The sequence below is a fragment of the Micromonospora sp. NPDC048169 genome (assembly GCF_040652815.1).
Classification (GTDB): domain Bacteria; phylum Actinomycetota; class Actinomycetes; order Mycobacteriales; family Micromonosporaceae; genus Micromonospora.
Genome location: NZ_JBEZMS010000040.1, coordinates 16,480 through 34,830 on the forward strand (window position 1 = coordinate 16,480; position 18,351 = coordinate 34,830).

At 73.6% G+C, this 18,351-nt stretch carries 15 protein-coding genes; 8 read left to right on the top strand and 7 right to left on the bottom strand.

Translation table 11 applies throughout. From position 1 onward, the window contains the following. Positions 1-2: 2 nt before the first annotated feature. The 3 genes from AB0D28_RS25495 to AB0D28_RS25505 form a co-directional block, all read right to left on the bottom strand. Positions 3-881 carry an HAD-IB family hydrolase gene (locus AB0D28_RS25495; protein WP_357389698.1) on the bottom strand — a complete coding sequence of 293 codons (879 nt, stop codon included), beginning with the start codon at positions 879-881 and terminating at the stop codon, positions 3-5. A 112-nt stretch (positions 882-993) separates the two neighbouring features. Further along, entirely contained in the window at positions 994-1,851 is an 858-nt protein-coding gene (locus AB0D28_RS25500; protein ID WP_357389700.1) for a DUF5667 domain-containing protein, read from the bottom strand. Between the two features lie 282 nt (positions 1,852-2,133). Then, complete coding sequence (locus AB0D28_RS25505) at positions 2,134-3,105, bottom strand: ECF subfamily RNA polymerase sigma factor, BldN family (RefSeq protein ID WP_357389702.1); 972 nt, start codon at positions 3,103-3,105, stop codon at positions 2,134-2,136. A gap of 708 nt (positions 3,106-3,813) precedes the next feature. Between AB0D28_RS25505 and AB0D28_RS25510 the strand changes: the two genes are divergently transcribed. Both AB0D28_RS25510 and AB0D28_RS25515 read left to right on the top strand, forming a co-directional pair. Continuing rightward, positions 3,814-4,068 carry a glutaredoxin family protein gene (locus AB0D28_RS25510; RefSeq protein WP_013288752.1) on the top strand — a complete coding sequence of 85 codons (255 nt, stop codon included), beginning with the start codon at positions 3,814-3,816 and terminating at the stop codon, positions 4,066-4,068. Between the two features lie 24 nt (positions 4,069-4,092). Next, positions 4,093-4,734 carry an HAD hydrolase-like protein gene (locus AB0D28_RS25515; protein ID WP_357389737.1) on the top strand — a complete coding sequence of 214 codons (642 nt, stop codon included), beginning with the start codon at positions 4,093-4,095 and terminating at the stop codon, positions 4,732-4,734. A 9-nt stretch (positions 4,735-4,743) separates the two neighbouring features. Here AB0D28_RS25515 and AB0D28_RS25520 read toward each other — a convergent pair whose 3' ends face one another. Next, positions 4,744-5,400 carry a response regulator transcription factor gene (locus AB0D28_RS25520; RefSeq protein ID WP_357389704.1) on the bottom strand — a complete coding sequence of 219 codons (657 nt, stop codon included), beginning with the start codon at positions 5,398-5,400 and terminating at the stop codon, positions 4,744-4,746. A gap of 87 nt (positions 5,401-5,487) precedes the next feature. Next, positions 5,488-6,792, bottom strand: a complete 1,305-nt coding sequence (locus AB0D28_RS25525) for a sensor histidine kinase (protein WP_357389706.1) — start codon at positions 6,790-6,792, stop codon at positions 5,488-5,490. A gap of 390 nt (positions 6,793-7,182) precedes the next feature. Between AB0D28_RS25525 and AB0D28_RS25530 the strand changes: the two genes are divergently transcribed. The 6 genes from AB0D28_RS25530 to AB0D28_RS25555 all read left to right on the top strand — a co-directional run bounded on the left by AB0D28_RS25530 (position 7,183) and on the right by AB0D28_RS25555 (position 13,930). Continuing rightward, positions 7,183-7,953: a redox-sensing transcriptional repressor Rex gene (locus AB0D28_RS25530; RefSeq protein ID WP_357389708.1), complete on the top strand. Its 771-nt coding sequence runs from the start codon at positions 7,183-7,185 to the stop codon at positions 7,951-7,953. Beyond that, the gene (locus tag AB0D28_RS25535) at positions 7,950-9,323 is read left to right on the top strand and encodes a glutamyl-tRNA reductase (RefSeq protein WP_357389710.1); all 1,374 of its coding nucleotides are present in this window, start codon (positions 7,950-7,952) and stop codon (positions 9,321-9,323) included. The genes AB0D28_RS25530 and AB0D28_RS25535 overlap by 4 nt, the downstream gene beginning before the upstream one ends. Further along, positions 9,320-10,306 carry a hydroxymethylbilane synthase gene (hemC, locus tag AB0D28_RS25540; protein WP_357389712.1) on the top strand — a complete coding sequence of 329 codons (987 nt, stop codon included), beginning with the start codon at positions 9,320-9,322 and terminating at the stop codon, positions 10,304-10,306. Before AB0D28_RS25535 ends, hemC begins: the two co-directional genes overlap by 4 nt. Continuing rightward, on the top strand, positions 10,303-11,883 hold the full coding sequence (locus AB0D28_RS25545; RefSeq protein WP_357389715.1) for a uroporphyrinogen-III synthase: 1,581 nt from the start codon (positions 10,303-10,305) through the stop codon (positions 11,881-11,883). Before hemC ends, AB0D28_RS25545 begins: the two co-directional genes overlap by 4 nt. A 14-nt stretch (positions 11,884-11,897) precedes the next feature. Further along, the gene (gene hemB, locus AB0D28_RS25550; RefSeq protein ID WP_357389717.1) at positions 11,898-12,881 is read left to right on the top strand and encodes a porphobilinogen synthase; all 984 of its coding nucleotides are present in this window, start codon (positions 11,898-11,900) and stop codon (positions 12,879-12,881) included. Positions 12,882-13,357: 476 nt separating this feature from the next. Beyond that, the gene (locus AB0D28_RS25555; RefSeq protein WP_357389719.1) at positions 13,358-13,930 is read left to right on the top strand and encodes a helix-turn-helix transcriptional regulator; all 573 of its coding nucleotides are present in this window, start codon (positions 13,358-13,360) and stop codon (positions 13,928-13,930) included. Between the two features lie 32 nt (positions 13,931-13,962). On the opposite strand, the gene AB0D28_RS25560 is transcribed toward AB0D28_RS25555, so the two are convergent. Beyond that, the gene (locus AB0D28_RS25560) at positions 13,963-17,232 is read right to left on the bottom strand and encodes a lamin tail domain-containing protein (protein ID WP_357389721.1); all 3,270 of its coding nucleotides are present in this window, start codon (positions 17,230-17,232) and stop codon (positions 13,963-13,965) included. Between the two features lie 92 nt (positions 17,233-17,324). Next, positions 17,325-18,341: a GNAT family N-acetyltransferase gene (locus AB0D28_RS25565; RefSeq protein ID WP_357389739.1), complete on the bottom strand. Its 1,017-nt coding sequence runs from the start codon at positions 18,339-18,341 to the stop codon at positions 17,325-17,327. Positions 18,342-18,351 lie beyond the last annotated feature (10 nt).

Here is an 18,351-nt window from a genome sequence, read left to right on the forward strand (position 1 = left end):
GTTCAGGCGTCGCGGTGGCGGCGCCGGTGCAGCGCCAGGCCGGCGGTGACCGCTCCGGCGAGCAGCCCGGCCGCCGCGGTGGAGGGGACGGCGATGCGTGCGGCCCGCCGCCCGGTGCGGAAGTCGCGCACGTCCCAGCCCCGCTCGCGGGCCTGCCGCAGCAGCGCCGGGTCGGGGTTGACCGCCACCGCACGGCCGACGGCGGAGAGCATCGGCAGGTCGTTCGCCGAGTCGCTGTAGGCCGCGCACCGGGTCAGGTCCAGCCCTTCCACGGCGGCGAGCTGGGTGACCGCCTCGGCCTTCGCCGGCCCGTGCATCAGGTCGCCGACCAGCCGCCCGGTGTACGCGCCGTCGACCACCTCGGCCACCGTGCCGATCGCGCCGGTCAGGCCGAGCCGGGCCGCGATCACCCGGCCGATCTCCACCGGGGCGGCGCTGACCAGCCAGACCCGCTCGCCCGCGTCGAGGTGACGCTGGGCCAGGCGGCGCGTGCCGGCCCAGATGCGCGGCGCCATCAGCTCGTCGAAGATCTCGTCGGCGAGGCGTTCGATGTCGTCCACCCGCCAGCCCTGGACGAAGGCGAGCGCCGCCTCCTTGGCCTGCGACATGTCGCCCGCGTGCTCGGTGGCGAGCAGCCGGAACCGCGCCTGCTGCCAGGCGAACCGGGCCAGGTCACCGGTGGTGAAGTACTTCCGGGCGGCCAGCCCGCGGGCGAACCAGTAGATCGAGGCGCCCTGCATCATCGTGTTGTCGACGTCGAAGAACGCGGCGGCGGTCGGGTCCGGCGTGACTGTGGTCGCCGGTGCCGACGGGGTCTCCGACCAGCCCGCGGTGTGCCCGTGCGCGTCGGTGCTGACGGTCACCTTCCGGCTTCCGGCCACGGTGACCTCCCTGCCTCGACGACGGCGTGCGCCCTCCTCGTCGAGCGTATCCGGCACCGTGTGGCGGCCGGGTGCCCGCCGGGAGAAGTGTGGCGCGATAGGCGTCCGCCGCTCAGCGGTCGGCCGGGCAGGTGGCCGGAGCGGGCCCGAGCGTGTCGCTGGCCCGCGGTGCGGGCAGCCCGCAGGCGATCGCCTCGCGGAGCGCGTCCGCGCGCTTGCCCGCCGCGTCGAGCAGTGCCAGGGAGCGGCGGGTGCGCTCGCGGTCGGCGTGGTCGGGCCGGTCGAGCAGGCCGCTGACGACCCGGCGCTGGCCGGCCAGGAAGGTGTCCACCGCGTCCAGCGCCGTCGGGTCGGAGCGCTGCGCGGCGACAGTGGTCAGCAGGCGTACGCCCTGGCGGGTGTCCGCGTCCATGTCGTCGAGGACGGCACTGAAGCCGACCCGGTCGTCGCGCACCGAGGCGGCCTCGTCGAGCCGGGTGCGGGCGAAGTCGAGGAAGAGCTGCCCACGGCCGATGTCCGAGCTGGCGAGCGCGAGCTGGGCGCGTTCGGTGGAGCGCTTCATGCCGTACAGGGCGTCGCCGGGCAGCGCGTTCTCGCTCGCGGCGGAGATGCCGGAGAGGGCTATCGCCCCGGCGGCCACGCCGACCAGGATCGCTCCCCGGGCCCGCGCCCGGCGGCCGGTGATGGCGGGCAGCAGCGTGCCGCGTACCCCGGTGGTGGCGGTCTTGGCCGGGGCACCGACGCCCTCGCGCTCGGCGGTGGCCACGAGCATCGCCCGCAGGCCGGTACGGAACTCGGCGTCCACCTCGACGTCGGGCCGGTCTGCGGTGAGCCGGCGGCTCACCTCGACGAGCGCGGCGAGTTCGTCGTCCGCCCTGGACCGGACGTGGTGCCGGCGCCCGCCGTTGGCCTCGTCGAGGAGTTGCGCGAAGCGCTCGGCTCGCCGACGGGAGAAGAGGTCGCTGTCCACCGCGGCACCCCCTCTCGCTGGTCACGGCCGGACGGCCGTCGTCGTCACCAGCGACCGGTGGCAGCGTGTGGCCCAGGGCCGACCGGGACGGCCGACCTGACCCGCCGGACCGGGTGGCCCGGGGGACGCCGGGACAACCACTGGTCGCACCCGGAGAAACGGACCGCGCCGGTCGCCGGTTACGGCCGGGACGGCGGAAGAAATCACCGGGAGTGAGGGGCGAGCGGGCACGTCGGGCATGCGACACCGCCCGGCGTCCGTGCGCCGGGAGGGTACGACAGGTCAGGAGTGGAAACCGTCGGGCAGCAGCCGGGCCAGCGCCCGGACCGCCCGGTACTGGAGGGCCTTGATGGCGCCCTCGTTCTTGCCCATGGCGCGGGCCGTCTCGGCCACCGAGAAGCCCTGGAGGAAACGCAGCACGATGCACTCCTGCTGCTCCGGGTTGAGCTGCTTGACGGCGGTGAGCAGGGCGACGTTGGTGATGTGCTCCACCACCGCGGCCTCCGGGCTGCCCTCCGGCCCGCGGTCCTCCCGGTCGGCGTCCAGGACGTCACCGGTGGTGACCTCCAGCCGGTAGCGCCCGGACTTGAAGTGGTCGGCGACCAGGTTGCGGGCGATGGTGACCAGCCAGGCGCCGAGGTCGCGCCCCTGCCAGGTGAAGCTGCCGATCCGCTTGAGCGCCCGCAGGAACGTGTCGGAGGTGAGGTCCTCGGCGAGCTGGCGGTTGCCGACCCGGAAGTAGACGAACCGGAAGACGGTGTCCACGTACCTGTCGTAGATCAGCCCGAACGCCTCGGACTCGCCCGCCTGCGCGCGCTCGACGAGCGTCCACACCTCGGTCGCCGGGTCGGACGGGTCGGGGCGGCTGGGGAAGCCGGTGGTGGGCGCGGCGGCCGGCACGGCCGGCAGGACGGCGGTGTCGCCTGTGGTCACCGCCGGCAGGATCGCGGTCTCGGCGGCGGACGGCTCACTCCCGGTCGCCGCGTCGCCGCGTCGCGCCTGGGCGGGCATGGCCGGGCGGGTCGGGCTGCCCAGGCGGCCGGTCGCGGGCTTCGCGTTGCCGCCGGGCGCCGCGGGTCTCGGTGGCGCCTCGTTCGTGTGGTGCGTGCGGCTGCGTGCCCGCCAGCCCTCGCCGCGGACCGCGAGCTGGCCGTCGGCGCCCCGGGGGCCGGGGTCGGCGCGCTCGTTGAGCGGGTTGCGCTGGGCCGGGCCGGTGACACCGGATGGTCGTTCGGCGTACCCGAAGGTGGTCACCGCGCCTCCCCGGTCCGAGCGGACAGTGACCGTGCCGCGGGCCATGGTGGCGCCGGAGGACCGGGTGGCACCCGGTCGGGCACGGCCGGGTCGGGACGTGCCGACGCGCGGCAGATCCCCTTGAGGTGCTGGTCCAATGCGCTCAACGGCACGGGGGCCTCCTCGGGCTGAGGGGTGTCGACTCACGGCAAATGGGGTGAGCCGACCCGAGTGATGATAGGGCCAACGTCACCCACGCGTGGCAAGTCCGTTACACAGAGCGGAAGTATTTCCCGCCAGGTCGCACACATGGCGGACCGGTTGTCCGTCGCGCGTGGTTGACTTTCGCGCCGGAACCTGGTCCGCAGTGGAAAGTCCTGGTCGGAGCCGATTTTCTTTTCGCTCGGCGTGTCGCGGGGGTGGTGCGGTGGGCTCATCTCGGGCTGTCCGCCGGACACCTGTGGAGATCCTCGTCCCGTGGCAGGGAATCCCACGCTACGGCAATTGCAGTCCCGTGCGGGGGACCCGGCGGGCGTGTCCGGCATGGCCCGGCGGACACGGCGCGCCCGCCGCGCGCGTAACCTGGCCCGGTTCGAGTGCCCGACCGCAGTCGAGTTCGTCGGCAGCCCGCCGCACCCGGCGACCGGGAAGGCGCGCAAGGCCGAGCCGCGCCCGGCGCCCGCGTCCCGTCGCCGGCGCCGCCGACCGAGATCCGCACGGAGGTAACCGATGTCCAGTGACCCGAGGCTCATCCTGATCACCCGGCCCGGCTGCCACCTGTGCGACGACGCGAAGGCCGCGCTCGACCGGGTGGTGGCGGTCACCGGCGACCGCTGGGTGGAGCGGGACGTCACCGGCGACCTGGAGATGGAGCGCGACTACGGCGACCGGCTGCCGGTGGTGCTGCTCGACGGCAAGGAGCACGGCTACTGGCGGGTCGAGGAGGACCGGCTGCTGCGCGATCTGACCACGCCGCAGCTCTAGCCTTAGAGTGCTCGGGTGACGGGTATGCGACGCCACCTCGTGTGGGACTGGAACGGAACGCTCCTCGACGACCTCGACCTGGTGGTCCGGGCCACCAACGTCGCCTTCGCCAGCGCCGGCGGGCCGGCGGTCACCGCGGCCGAGCACCGGGTGCGGTTCCGGCGGCCGATCGCCGACTACTACGCCGAGATGCTCGGCCGGGCCGTGGACGCCGAGTCGTTCGGGACGCTGGACCGGGTCTTCCACGACGCGTACCGGGCCGGGCTCACCACCTGCGCCCTGGCCGCCGACGCCACCGCCGCGATCGAGGCGTGGGAGGGCAGCCAGTCCCTGCTGTCCATGTGGTTCCACGACGAGCTGGTGCCGACCGTGCACACGTACGGGCTGACCCCGCACTTCCGCCGGGTGGACGGGCTGCGCGCCACTGTCGGCGGCGGGCACAAGGCCGAGTGGCTGGAGAAGCACCTGGCCGAGCTGGGGCTGGGCGGGCACGAGGTGGTGCTGATCGGTGACTCGCTCGACGACGCCGACGCGGCCGCCTCTGTCGGCGCCCGCTGCGTCCTCTACACCGGCGGCCTCTCCGACCCGGACCGGCTGCGCGACAGCGGCCACCCGGCCGCCGACACGCTCACCGACGCGGTGACACTGGCCCGCACGCTGGCCTGACCGGCCCGGTCAGGCGCGCAGGTGGGCCAGGACGGCCAGGACGCGGCGGTGGTGGGTGGTCGCGTCCGGGGGCAGGTCGAGCTTGGTGAAGATGTTGCGGACGTGCTTCTCGACCGCGCCGTCACTCACCACGAGCGTCCGCGCGATGGCGGTGTTCGAGCGGCCCTCGGCCATCAGCGCCAGCACCTCGCGCTCGCGCGGGGTCAGCGATCCCAGCGGGTCGTCGCGCCGCCGCCGGACCAGCAACTGGCTGATCACCTCCGGGTCGAGCACCGTGCCGCCGGCGGCCACCCGGGCCAGGCCGTCCAGGAACTCGTCGATCGCGGCGACCCGGTCCTTGAGCAGGTAGCCGATCCCGCCGCCGGTCCCGCCCGCGGTGTCCAGCAGGTCGTCGGCGTACGACACCTCGACGTACTGGGACAGCACCAGGATCGGCGTACCCGGCACCCGGCGGCGGGCCTCCACCGCGGCGCGCAGCCCCTCGTCCGTGTGTGACGGCGGCATCCGCACGTCCACCACCGAGACGTCGGGCCGGTGCGCCACTACCGCCTCGACCAGCGCGACACCGTCACCGACGGCCGCCACCACCTCGTGCCCGTACTCGGTCAGCAGCCGGACCAGCCCCTCCCGGAGCAGTACGGCGTCGTCCGCGATCACCACCCGCATGGGTCCGGTGTCTATCACGCCCCGACCCGGCACCCGCCCGGCGGCCCGGATGCCGGGCGCGCGCCGCGTCACGCGCGGCGACCCGGCTCACCTCGGCAGTTCGGCGTGGATCCGGGTCGGGCCGCCGGCCGGGCTCTCCACCGCCAGCGTGCCGCCCGCCGCCCGGACCCGGTCGGCGATGCCGCTGAGCCCGTGCCCCTTGGCGAGGTGCGCGCCGCCCGCGCCGTCGTCGGCGACGGTGATCTCCAGCCGGCCCACCTTCCGGGTGACCTCCACCCGGCAGGCGGTCGCCCGGCTGTGCTTCGAGACGTTCGTCAGGGCCTCGGCCACCACGAAGTACGCGGTGCTCTCCAGCCCCGGGTCGAGCCGCCCGGCGGCGGTGCCCAGGTCGTCGTCCACGGTCAGCTCGGTGGGCACCAGGGCGCGGGCGGCGAGCGCGGCGAGCGCGCTGGGCAGGCCCCGGTCGACCAGGATCGGCGGCGCGATGCCCCGGGACAGGGCGCGCAGCTCGTCGAGCGTCTCCCGGGTCTGCGCGACCGCCTCGTCGAGCGTCTGCCGGGCCGCCTCCGGGTCGGCGGCGAGCTGGTGGCGGGCCCGGCCGAGGTCCATGGCGAGCCGGACCAGCCGCTGCTGCGGGCCGTCGTGGATGTCGCGTTCCAGGCGGCGCAGCGCGACCGCCTCGGCCGAGGCGGCGGCCCGCTTCTGCTCCTCCAGCGTGATGATCCGCTGCCGCATCTCGGCCACGCCGGTGAGCAGCGAGTACGCCAGCCCGGCCTGGAGCCGGGCGCAGCCGCGCGCCACCAGCGGAAGCGTGAACAGGGCGAACAGCCCGATAGCGGTGTTCAGCGTGATCCGCGCCCCCGCGCCGTCACCCATCCCGAGGAGCTGGCTCAGGTCCTGGTCGTCGACGCCGCGCGGGATGGCCCAGTCGTAGGTGATGTAGAGCGTGCCGCCCAGCGCCAGCACCCACCAGACCACCAGCAGCACGAACGTGGGCACCGCCACCAGCAGCCGGACGAACGCGTGCAGCAGGTCGAGCCACGACTGCGCGTCCCGGATCGGGGTGAACACCCGCCGCCAGAACCGCGCGCCCGGCTCCGGCGTGCGGTAGACCGGGCGTACCCGGGGCCGGTCCAGCACCCCGGCCAGCCGGAGCCGCTCGATGTCGGCCAGTCCCCGGGCCGCGTAGAGGAAGCCGGCGAGGATCGGCAGTCCGAGCGTGGTCACCAGCAGCCCGGCGCTCAGTGCGATCCCCACCACCGCGAGCACGAAGCTGACGATCGCCAGCGGGAAACCCACCAGTACGTAGGTGGAGTCGCGGGCGAGGCGGCGCAGGAGCCCGTGAACGGGGGACAGCGGTGTGGGCGCGGTGGCCAGTGGTACGGCGGTCATGGTTCGAGGCTATGGGCGCGTGCCCCGCCGACCCATCCCGCACGCGGGCCTCTTCGGGGTGGGGTTCTCCCTACTCGAAAACGTGAGACTCGCCTCGCCGCGCCGGTCACGGAGCGCTACGACCCGCGCGCGATTGGTCAGAGAAGTCTGGAATGAGCAATAATCGCCACGCGCCGCCGACGGACGCGGTTGATCGATCTTGCGGGAATGGAGGGGCAGGTGAAGGCGCGTCGCGAGCTTTCAAGATCGCGATTTGTGCACCCCTTCACAAACACCTACTCTGTAGTTCCGACGCGCCCTGCTAGCACAGCCGGCAATCTCGGTCGCCAGCGGGAGTCCCGAAACGACCGGCCCCCGTCGCTGGTCGAGGATCGCACCGCACGGAGTCTCATGAGCCAGCACCGTCAACCAGGCGCGCCCGATCGCACCGGTGCCATACCGGCGCTTCCGGACCTGCCCGAGGCGACCGTGTCCCGGCTCCCGGAATACCTGCGTGCGCTGCACGCGCTCGCCGACTCCGGGCACGAGACGGTGTCCAGTGAGGGCCTCGCGAACGCCGCCGGCGTCAACTCCGCGAAGCTCCGCAAGGACCTGTCCCACCTCGGCTCGTACGGCACCCGGGGGGTCGGCTACGACGTCGCGCTGCTGATCGACCAGATCTCCTCTGTGCTCGGGCTCACCCAGTGCCGGGCCGTCGCGCTCGTCGGCGTGGGTAACCTCGGTCACGCCCTGGCCGGCTACGACGGCTTCGCCAACCGCGGATTCCGCATCGCCGCGCTGGTCGACGCCGACCGGTCCCGCGTCGGCGAGGAGATCAACGGCCTGGTCGTACGGCACGTCGACGAGCTGCCCGACATCGTCGCCGAGGAGTCGATCTCGATCGGCGTCATCGCCACCCCGGCCCCGGCCGCCCAGGCGGTCGCCGACCAGTTGGTCGCCGTCGGCGTGACGAGCATCCTCAACTTCGCGCCCTGCGTACTCTCGGTTCCGGACGGGGTCGACGTGCGCAAGGTCGACCTCGCCATCGAGCTGCAGATCCTGTCCTTCCACGAGCACCGCAAGGCGTCGCTGACCGCGCTCCCCGCCACCGGCGGGTCCGCCCTCACCGCCCTGCCCGGCGGACTCGCGGCAACCGAGACCCAGGAGGCGATCGGCACGTGAAACTGCTCGTCGTCGGCGCGTCCTACCGCACCGCCCCGGTCGCCACCCTGGAACAACTGGCCGTCCCGCCCGCCGATCTCACCCGCACGCTGGACCGCCTGATCGCCCAGCCGTACGTCGCCGAGGCCGTCCTGGTCTCCACCTGCAACCGGGTGGAGGTCTACGCCGCCGTCTCCGGGTTCCACGGCGGGCTCGGCGACATCTGCGCGGTCCTGGCCGACCAGGCCGGCTGCCAGCCGGCGGCGCTCGCCCCGCACCTCTACGTGCACTACGACGCCGCGGCGGTGGACCACGTCTTCCGGGTGGCCGCCGGTCTCGACTCGATGGTGGTGGGCGAGGCGCAGATCCTCGGCCAGCTCCGCGACGCCTACCACTCCGCCGGTGGCGCCGACTCCGCCGGCCGGCTGCTGCACGAGCTGATGCAGCAGGCGCTGCGGGTCGGCAAGCGCGCGCACGCCGAGACCAACATCGACCGGGCCGGGCAGAGCGTCGTCACCGCCGCCCTCGACCTCGCCGCCGAGCTGCTCGACGGCGACCTGACCGGCCGGCCCGCCATGGTGGTCGGCGCCGGTGCGATGGGCTCGCTGGGCGTGGCCACGCTGTCCCGGCTGGGCGCCGGCCCGCTCACCGTGACCAACCGGGGCGCCGCCCGTGCCGTCCGGCTCGCCGAGTCGTACGGCGCGTCCGCCGTGCCGATGGCCGAGCTGATCACCGCGCTCGCCGCCGTCGACGTCGTGGTCGCCGCCACCGCCGCCACCGAGCCGGTGCTCACCCGCGACGTGGTGACCCGGGCGCTGGCCCACCGGGACGCCGACCGGGGCCCGCTGGTCCTGCTCGACCTGGCCGTCCCGCGCGACGTCGAGCCCGGCGTCGCCGAGCTGCCCGGCGTCGAGGTGATCGACATCGACCGGATGGCCGCCGTGCTCGCCGACGGACCGGCCGCCGCCGACGCCGCCGAGGTGGCCCGGATCGTGGCCGGCGAGGTCGAGGCGTTCCTGAGCTGGCTGCGTGGCGCCGACGTCGCGCCGACGGTGGCCGCCCTGCGCGGCCGGGCCGAGGACGTCGTCACCGCCGAGCTGCGCCGGCTCGGCCAGCGCCGTCCCGACCTCAGCGAGGACCAGCGCGCCGAGGTAGCCCGCACCGTGCACCGGGTCGTGCAGCGGCTGCTGCACCAGCCGACCGTACGGGTCCGCCAGCTCGCCGCCGAGCCCGGCGGCGACCAGTACGCGGCGCTGTTGCGCGAACTGTTCGACCTGGACGTCCCGCAGACGTCCCCGGTCGACACCGTCCCCGACGTGGTCACCACCGACCTCGACGGCCGGCCGTCGTTCGACGCCGCCGACGTCCCGCCCACCGGAGGTGCGCGATGACCGCCCCCCTTCGCCTCGGTACCCGGGGCAGCGCCCTGGCGATGGCCCAGTCCGGCCACGTCGCCGAGGCCCTCACCGCGGCCACCGGCCGCCCGGTCGAGCTGGTCGAGGTGGTGACCGCCGGCGACCGGTCCACCGCCCCGGTGCAGCGGCTCGGCGTCGGAGTGTTCGTCTCCGCGCTGCGCGACGCGCTGACCGCCGGTGAGATCGACTTCGCCGTCCACTCGTACAAGGACCTGCCCACCGCGGCGGCACCCGGCCTGCACGTCGCGGCCGTGCCGCCCCGGCAGGACCCGCGCGACGCGCTGGTGGCGACGAACGGCCGTACGCTCGCCGAGCTGCCGCCCGGTGCCCGCGTCGGCACCGGCGCGCTGCGCCGGATCGCCCAGCTGCACGCGCTGGGCATGCAGTTGGAGGTCACCCCGATCCGGGGCAACATCGACACCCGGGTGGCCCGGGTGCTCGGTCCGGACGCCGACCTCGACGCCGTCGTGCTGGCCCGCGCCGGGCTCAACCGGATCGGCCGTGCCGACGTCATCACCGAGACGCTCGACCCGATGCTCATGCTGCCCGCGCCCGCCCAGGGTGCGTTGGCCGTCGAGTGCCGGGCCGACGACCAGGACGTGATCGAGCTGCTCGCGTTGCTCGACCACGCACCGTCCCGCGCCGCGGTCATCGCGGAACGGGCGCTGCTGGCCACCCTGGAGGCAGGGTGCAGCGCACCCGTGGCCGCGTACGCCGTCCTCGCCGAAGGCGAGCCCACCGACGAGGGCGACGTGAATCAGGAGATCTACCTGCGCGGTGCGGTGATCAGCCCGGACGGTACGCGTGACCTCCGGCTGTCCCGCACCGGAACGCCCGCCGACGCGGCGGAGATCGGCAAGGCACTCGCCGCCGAACTCCTCGAACTCGGCGCCGACTCGATCCTCGGCCAGGACGCTCAGGCCGGCCCGAGGACCCAGCAACTTGGGAGCACAGAATGACCCGCACCCGTAAGCCCGTCGGCCAGATCGCATTCGTCGGGGCCGGTCCCGGCGACCCGGGCCTGCTGACCCGCCGGGCGCTGGACGCCCTGGTCGAGGCCGACCAGGTGGTCTACGACCGGGGCGTACCCGAGTCGCTCCTGGCGCACGTCCGCGCCCAGGCCCGGCCCGACGCCGAGTTCAGTCCCGCCGAGGGCGTACCGGGGGACGTGGCGAAGGTGCTGATCTCCGCGGCCCGGTCCGGGCAGAACGCCGTGCACCTCGTCGCCGGTGACCCGTTCGGCCACGACTCGGTGGTCAAGGAGGTGCAGGCGGTCGCCCGTACCGCCGCGCACTTCGAGGTGGTGCCGGGCGTCGGCCAGGCCGAGGGCGTGGCCACCTACGCGGGTGTCCCGCTGCCGGGCGTACGCACCGCCGCCGACATCGAGGACGTCACCGCGCTGGACTTCGAGGCGCTCGCCACCGCCGTCGGGCGGGGTTCGCTGGCGCTCGCCGTGGACGCCGGTGACCTGGCCGCCGTCCGGGACGGCCTGCTGGCCGCCGGGGTCGACGGCACCACGGCGGTCGGGGTGACCGGCGACGGCACCGGCGAGACGCAGTACACCACCACGTCGACTGTCGACTCCTTCGTCGCGGCGGCACTCGGCTTCACCGGCCGGGTGGTGCTCACCGTCGGCGCGGCCGTCACCGACCGCGACAAGCTGAGCTGGTGGGAGAACCGCCCGCTGTACGGCTGGAAGGTGCTGGTGCCCCGCACCAAGGAGCAGGCCGGCGTGATGAGCGCACGGCTGCGCGCGTACGGGGCGATCCCGTGCGAGGTGCCGACCATCGCGGTCGAGCCGCCGCGTACCCCCGCGCAGATGGAGCGGGCGGTGAAGGGCCTGGTCGACGGCCGTTACGCCTGGGTCATCTTCACCTCGGTGAACGCGGTCCGGGCGGTGTGGGAGAAGTTCGCCGAGCACGGCCTTGACGCCCGCCACTTCGGCGGCGTGAAGATCGCCTGCATCGGTGACGCCACCGCCGAGGCGGTCCGCGCCTTCGGTATCCAGCCGGAGCTGATCCCCTCCGGGGAGCAGTCCTCCGAGGGCCTGCTGGCCGAGTTCTCGCCGCACGACGAGATCCTCGACCCGGTCGGCCGGGTGCTGCTGCCGCGCGCCGACATCGCCACCGAGACGCTGGCCGCCGGCCTCACCGAGCGGGGCTGGGAGGTCGACGACGTGACCGCGTACCGGACCGTGCGCGCGGCCCCGCCGCCCGCCGAGATCCGCGACGCGATCAAGTCGGGCGGGTTCGACGCGGTGCTGTTCACCTCGTCCTCCACCGTGCGGAACCTCGTCGGTATCGCCGGGAAGCCGCATGCGCGGACGGTTGTTGCAGTGATCGGGCCCAAGACTGCGGAGACCGCCACCGAGTTCGGCCTGCGCGTCGACGTGCAGCCGCCGCACGCCTCGGTGCCCGACCTGGTGGAGGCGCTCGCCGCCTACGCCGTCGAGTTGCGGGAGAAGCTCGCCGCGATGCCGGCGAAGCAGCGCCGGGGCTCCAAGGTGCAGGGCCCGACCGCCCTGCGGTTCCGCTGACAGGAGGCCCCGTCATGCCGTACCCCGAGATCCGGCCCCGCCGGCTGCGCCGCAACGCGGCCGTGCGGCGGCTGGTCTCCGAGACCCGCGTCGACCCGGCCGAGCTGGTCGTGCCGATGTTCGTCAAGGAGGGGCTGACCGAGCCGAGGGCGATCGCGTCGCTCCCGGGGGTGCTCCAGCACTCCCGGGACTCGCTGCGCAAGGCCGCCGCCGAGGCGGTCCAGGCCGGGGTCGGCGGGATCATGCTGTTCGGGGTGCCGGCGACGCGGGACGAGACCGGCTCCGGTGGCCTCGACCCGGCCGGCGTGCTCAACACGGCGATCCGGGACGTGATCGCCGAGGTCGGCGACTCGACTGTGGTGATGAGCGACCTGTGCCTGGACGAGTTCACCTCGCACGGGCACTGCGGCCTGCTCACCCCCGACGGCGGGGTCGACAACGACGCCACGCTCGCCGCGTACGCCGACATGGCGGTGGCCCAGGCCGCCGCCGGGGTCCACGTGGTCGGGCCGTCCGGGATGATGGACGGCCAGGTCGGCGTGGTCCGCAAGGCGCTCGACGCCGCCGGGCACCAGGACGTCTCGGTGCTCGCGTACGCGGTGAAGTACGCCTCCGCCTTCTACGGCCCGTTCCGCGACGCGGTGGAGTCCGCGCTGGAGGGGGACCGGCGCACCTACCAGCAGGACCCGGCGAACCTGCGCGAGTCGCTGCGCGAGGTCGAGCTGGACGTGGCCGAGGGCGCCGACATGGTGATGGTCAAGCCGGCGCTGCCCTACCTCGACGTGGTGTCGGCGGTCCGGGCCGCCGTGAACGTCCCGGTCGCCGCCTACCAGGTCTCCGGCGAGTACGCGATGGTCGAGGCCGCGGCCGCTAACGGTTGGATCGACCGGGAGCGGGTGATGCTGGAGACGCTCACCTCGATCCGGCGGGCCGGCGCCCAGATCATCCTCACCTACTGGGCCGTCGAGGCCGCCCAGTTGCTGCGCCAGCGCTACTGACCGCCGCTCGGCCGGCGTCGCCCGCCCCTCTGCTGCCGGCACGTGCGGCAGCGGCGGGCTCGCCTCGCCGGTTCTCCGGTTTCACCCCTCGTTGTGGTCTCCGCTGTCCACATCCCAAAGTGGTAACTGAGCGTGTTCTTTCGGGCGGCAGGACACCCAACCCCGCGCCGACTTTGCTCTGCAGCCATGGGCGCAACCGTCACGAATCGTGAGCGCTGCCTCGGTGGCTGCAGAGCAAAGTCTGGTGAAGTGGTCCTATCTCCGGCGGCGAACGCGAGTATTATGTCCGCTCAAGTCTTGTTTGTGCCGCAGCCGGATCGCTCGTTTTGGTGGCGCGCTTAACGCTGAGTGAGCGTTACCCTCTGTGTGTGGCGACGGTCGGCGCCGGAGCGGGTTCGGACGTCGCATCCCGGGTTTTCCACAGGGGCGGGGAGCGGGGTTGCCCGGCCGGTGGGGGAGACGGGACCGTGGGCGGCGTGACAGACATCGCCGACAGCGAGCCGCGGGCGTCCGCCGCTACGGCGGGAGACGGCGGGCCGGCGCTGCTCACCGAGCCGTTCGACGTCCCGTTTCCGGCACCGGGGATCGTCCGGGCGGTACGTCGCCGGGCCGATGCCAGTCAACGCGAGCTGGCCCGGTTCGCCCGGGTGCATCCCAGCACGATCGGGCGGATCGAGGCGGGCAACCTGACGCCCAGCCTGGCCATGCTGTCGCGCATCGTGGGCACGGCCGGCTTCCGGCTCGTGGTCGTCGACGAGGCCGGCCGGGTGCTCAAGCCCATGCGTGACCGGGCCGACCTGCGTGACGGCGCGGACCGGCGGTACCCATCCCACCTCGACGTGGTCACCGACCCGGAGCCGGGAGAGTGGTGGGCCGACCGGTACGGGCTGGCCCGCCCGCCGGAGACCTTCTACCGCAACCGGGAGGTCCGGGACTGGCTGCGCCGCCGCAGCCAGTGGGAGGTACGGGTGGCCAAGTACCGGAACGTGCCGCCCCCGCCCGACCCGCAGCGGTGCGGATACCGCGGCGGCCCGCCGATCCGCCCATGAGGGGATCGACGGGCCGCCGCGCGGAACACCGCTCAGTCGTCGTTCAGGATCGTCCCGACGCCGGACGGATCGACGAGCCGCAGGCCCGCGACCCCGGTCACGTACAGCGTGAGCTTCTCGTCCGCCTCGCGTTTGCGGTCGCCGCGCACGGTGACCGGGAACTCCAGCGAGGTCCGGCCGGCGGCCAGCAACCGGCAGCCCACGTACGGGTCGTAGTCCGATCCGGCCAGGGCGGTGCTGCCGTAGGTGGCCGCGCAGATCAGGGCCGGTTCGGAGAGCGGGCGGGACACGGTGACGGTGAACGTCATCGCGCGGGTGCCCTTGTCGCCCTCGACGACCGAGGTGTCCGCAACCCGCAGCGAGGCGCGCGACCGGAACCGGGCCACCTGCGGGTCGTGGTCGCTCGCGCCCCGGTCACCCAACTCCGGCGCGTCGGTGGGGTAGTCGGCGTTGACGTGCGCCGTCCGTACCTGCACCAGGTCCTTGTGCATCGGGTCGTTGACGAAGAGGTTGTCCAGCGTCTGCGCCTGGCCGCTGAAGGTGTACGAGTACGCCGACGCGGGCGCGTCCGCCACCAGGTCGTCCCAGAGGTTGTGCAGCCCGGCCTCGTACAGCGGGGCGAGCTGGTCCGACGGGATCGGGTTCTGTGCGGTGGCGATCGGGTCGTCGGGGCGGGGGAAGACGTTCAGGTCCCCGCCGTAGACCACCCGGGCGTCCGGGTCGCTCGCCTCGACCGCCTGCACGATCGCCGCCCCGTACGCGGCCTGTTCGCGGCGCTGCCCGACCCGGCTGTCCGGCCCGGACGAGAAGTGGTTGGCGACCGCCCAGAGCGTGAACCGCTCGCTCGATCCGGGCGCGGCCTTGACCGTGAACCGGGCCACCTGCGCGGCGCGGGTGTAGACGTTGCTGCCGTCCACCCCGGTCGACCGGTCCACGTCGGCCGGCAGCACCGCGTTGAACGCCTTCGGGTTCTGCACCTCGGCGTTCGCGGGCAGCGCCGCCGAGCGGTACTGGACGGTCGGGGCGGAGCCCAGCAGCGGGTCCGTGGCGGTCGCCTGGGCGAGCGTCAGCCGGTCGGTGCGGTACAGGAACGCCGAGGCGATGCCCCGGGCGTCCGCGCCGGTCCGGTCGTACGCGGCGGCGTAGGCCGGGCCGCCGTTCGCCGCGATGGCCAGCGCGAGCTCCTGCACCGTGTCCGGCGCGCCGTCGGCGTTGTCGGCGTCGCCGCAGGCCAGTGCGCCGTCGACCACCGAGCAGATGTCCTGGTCCTCGGCCTCCTGCACCAGGATCAGATCCGGGCTGTGCAGCGAGTTGACGATCTGCCGGGCCTGCACGGCCAGCTTCGCCGCGTACGCCTCCGGGCTCGCCGGCACGTAGTCGAACGGCGGGTTGACGCCGGGGCAGCCGGTGTTGCCGGCGAAGTCGCAGCCGTCGAACGGGTCGTCCCGGTAGTCGTACAGGTTCTCCACGTTGTAGGTGGCGATCGCCACCTCACTGCCGCGGTCGGCCGGCTGCGGCGGGTGGTTTCCGGCCGGGTCCGTGCCACCGGTCAGGGTGAGCTGCTCGGGCTGCACGCTGTACTTGCTGAACGCGTACGAGACGGAGCCGTAGGCGTCCTCGGTGAGCGTGTCGAAGGTGCGCGCCTCGGGCAGCAGCGCCCGGGAGTCACCGGCGGTCGCCTTCACGCCACCGGCGCCCAGCAGGATCCGCTGGTTGTTGCCGTTGTCGAAGAGCGTGCCGGGGATGTCGTCGAGCGGGTGGGCGTCCCGGAACACCCGGCGGGCGTACGGGTCGGACCGCTTCATGATCGGGTCCTCGCGGTCCAGCACGTAGATCTCGGAGTCGGCGGTGGAGGAGTAGATGTGCCGGGGCGCGGAGACGCCGCTGCCGGCGCGTACCCGCATCCGCTCGCCCTCGTGCCGCTCCCAGAACAGGTCGGCGGCGGCCGCCTCGGCCGGCGGGATCGCGTCGTCGACCCGGACGACGGTGTCCACGTCGAGGCCGGAGTCGAGCTTGCGGACCAGCGAGGCGCCGGAGAGCTGGGTCTGGTTGAAGTACTCGGAGACCCGCCCGCGCAGCACGACCTCGTCACCGACGGTCGGGGCGTACCCGCCGATCAGCGTGGTGAACGAGCCCATGAAGACGAACAGGCCGTCGGAGGTCAGCGGGTCGCCGTCGGAGGTGCCGAGCCGGCTCTGGAGGTAGAAGCCCCACTGGTCGGCTCCGGCGGAACTGCGGGTCAGCGACATGCCGGTGATGACACCGCGTACGTCGTACAGCGTGGAGCTGGTGCCGTTGCCGCTGGCCGGCGCGAGCGGCGACCGGTCGGTGCGGCCGTCCTCGTCGTCGGCGGTGCGGCCCTGCACCTCGCCGATCGACAGCACGCTCGTGGCCTGCACGGTGAGCGTGCAGGTGGCGGTGTCGCCCTCGTCGTCGGTGGAGGTCACGGTGACCGCGTAGCCGCCGGCCGGCAGGCCGGTGGCGGTGAGCGTCGCGGTGGCCGTGCCGCCGTCCCCGGTCGCCGGGGTGAACGCGGTACGGCTGATCGAGCCGCTCGCCGGCACCGGCACGACCGAGGTGACAGCCAGGTCGGTGACCGTGTCGTCGGCGTCGGTAGCGGTCACCTCGCGGGTCGCGGTGGCACCCGCCGACAGCGTCAGCGCGCCGCCGCAGGCCACCGTGGGTGGCTGGTCGGCCGGGCCGCCGCCGACGGTGTGGCTGCCCAGCCCGTCGAAGGTGTCGGTGGCGAAGCCGGCCCACTGCGCGGCCGGGTCGAACGGGTCCGCCGGGTCGGTGTCGCCGGCGGTCACAGAGGGCAGGCGGCGCAGCGTGTTGTCCGCGGTGCTGGTCAGCCCGCTGCCCCACTCGGTGCCCGGGTCGACGCCGACCTGGCCGAGGGAGTCGACCACCGCGTCACCCTTGCGCAGCACTATCGCGTCGTCGCCGTTGAACAGCGAACCGGAGTACGTCTGGTCGGCCTGGGCGAGGATCGCCGGGCCGGCCGACGCGGCGGCGAAGACGAACACGTCACCGGCGGCGACGGTCCCGGTCAGGGCCACGTTCGTCGAGGTGGTGGCGCCGTTGAAGAAGAGCTGGAGCTGGTAGCCGCCGGCGGCCAGGTCGATCGGTGCGCCGGTGCCGTTGTACAGCTCGACGGCCTTGTTGTTGGACGACCCCTCGACATATTCGGAGATGAACAGGTCGGTGGGCGCGGCGCTGGCCGCGGTGGGCGCGACAGCGATCGCCGTGAGGGTGACGGCGGCGGTGGTCGCGAGCGCGGCGAGGGTGCGGCGCGGGCGCATGGGGCCTCCACGATGGGTGGACATGAACTAACGAACGTTAAGGCTCTCGTGGGTGCGCCGTCCAGCCCTGTCGATGACCGGCCGATGAACGATCAGCGATGACTGTCCAGCCGGTGCACCAGCTCGGCGACGTCCACACCGTATTCGCACCAGTCGCGGTCGGGGCGGTAGCCCAACTCGGCGTTCACCTTCAGCATCGACTCGTTGTCCTGCGCGTTCCAGGTCTGCACCTCGATCACCTCGGGCTCGGCCGAGCGCAGCTCCAGCAGCATCCGCGCCTTGATGGCCCGGTCGATGCCGTAGCCGCGGTGATCGTGGACGACAATCGTGTCGTACTGGTCGGCCCGGGTCGGGTGCTGCGCCGGCACGACCACCTCGGTCAACCCGGCCACCTCGCCGGTCTGCTCGTGCAGCGCCAGCACGATGTACGGCTTCATGCCGCGCCGGTGCAGCGTGGCGAGGCTGTCGCGCAGCCGGTCCGGGTCGTAGGAGCTGGGCCGCAGCTCCACGTCGTCGGAGTCGCGCACCTCGGCCTTGGCCCGCGCGTACGCCTCGATCAGCTCGTCCGGCGGGCCACCCGGCCAGAACTCCACGCGGTAGCCCGCGCCGAGCCCGGCGGCCATCTCGGTGAGCGCCGGCCAGTCCACCGAATGCAGGTCGAGCACGCTGCGGGTCTCCACGTAGTCCCGGGTGAAGCCCAGCGACTCGTAGAACCCCACGGCCGGGGTGTCGCCGACCACCTCCACGCCGATCGACTGGAAGCCCTCGTCCCAGACCCGGCGGGCGGCCACCCGCACCAGCTCACGGCCGACCCCGCCGCGCCGGATCGCCGGGTGCACCAGCACCTCCAGCACGCCGATCCCGCCGAGCAGCAGCACATGCACATGCCCGAGGATCGCGCCGGGCGTGCCGTCCGGCGCGGTGTCGTCCTGCGCGACCCACGAGATCCGCCGCTCGCCGGGCATCACCTCGGACAGATACTCCCGCAGGGAGCTCTCCCGCCATGGCGGATCCTGCGGCAGATCGGCCGCCAGGACCGCGTTCAGCGTGTCCAGCAGGGATGCGATCTCGGCGGACGACGCGGTCCGGGGATCCCACTCGCGCACCATCACCCGTCTA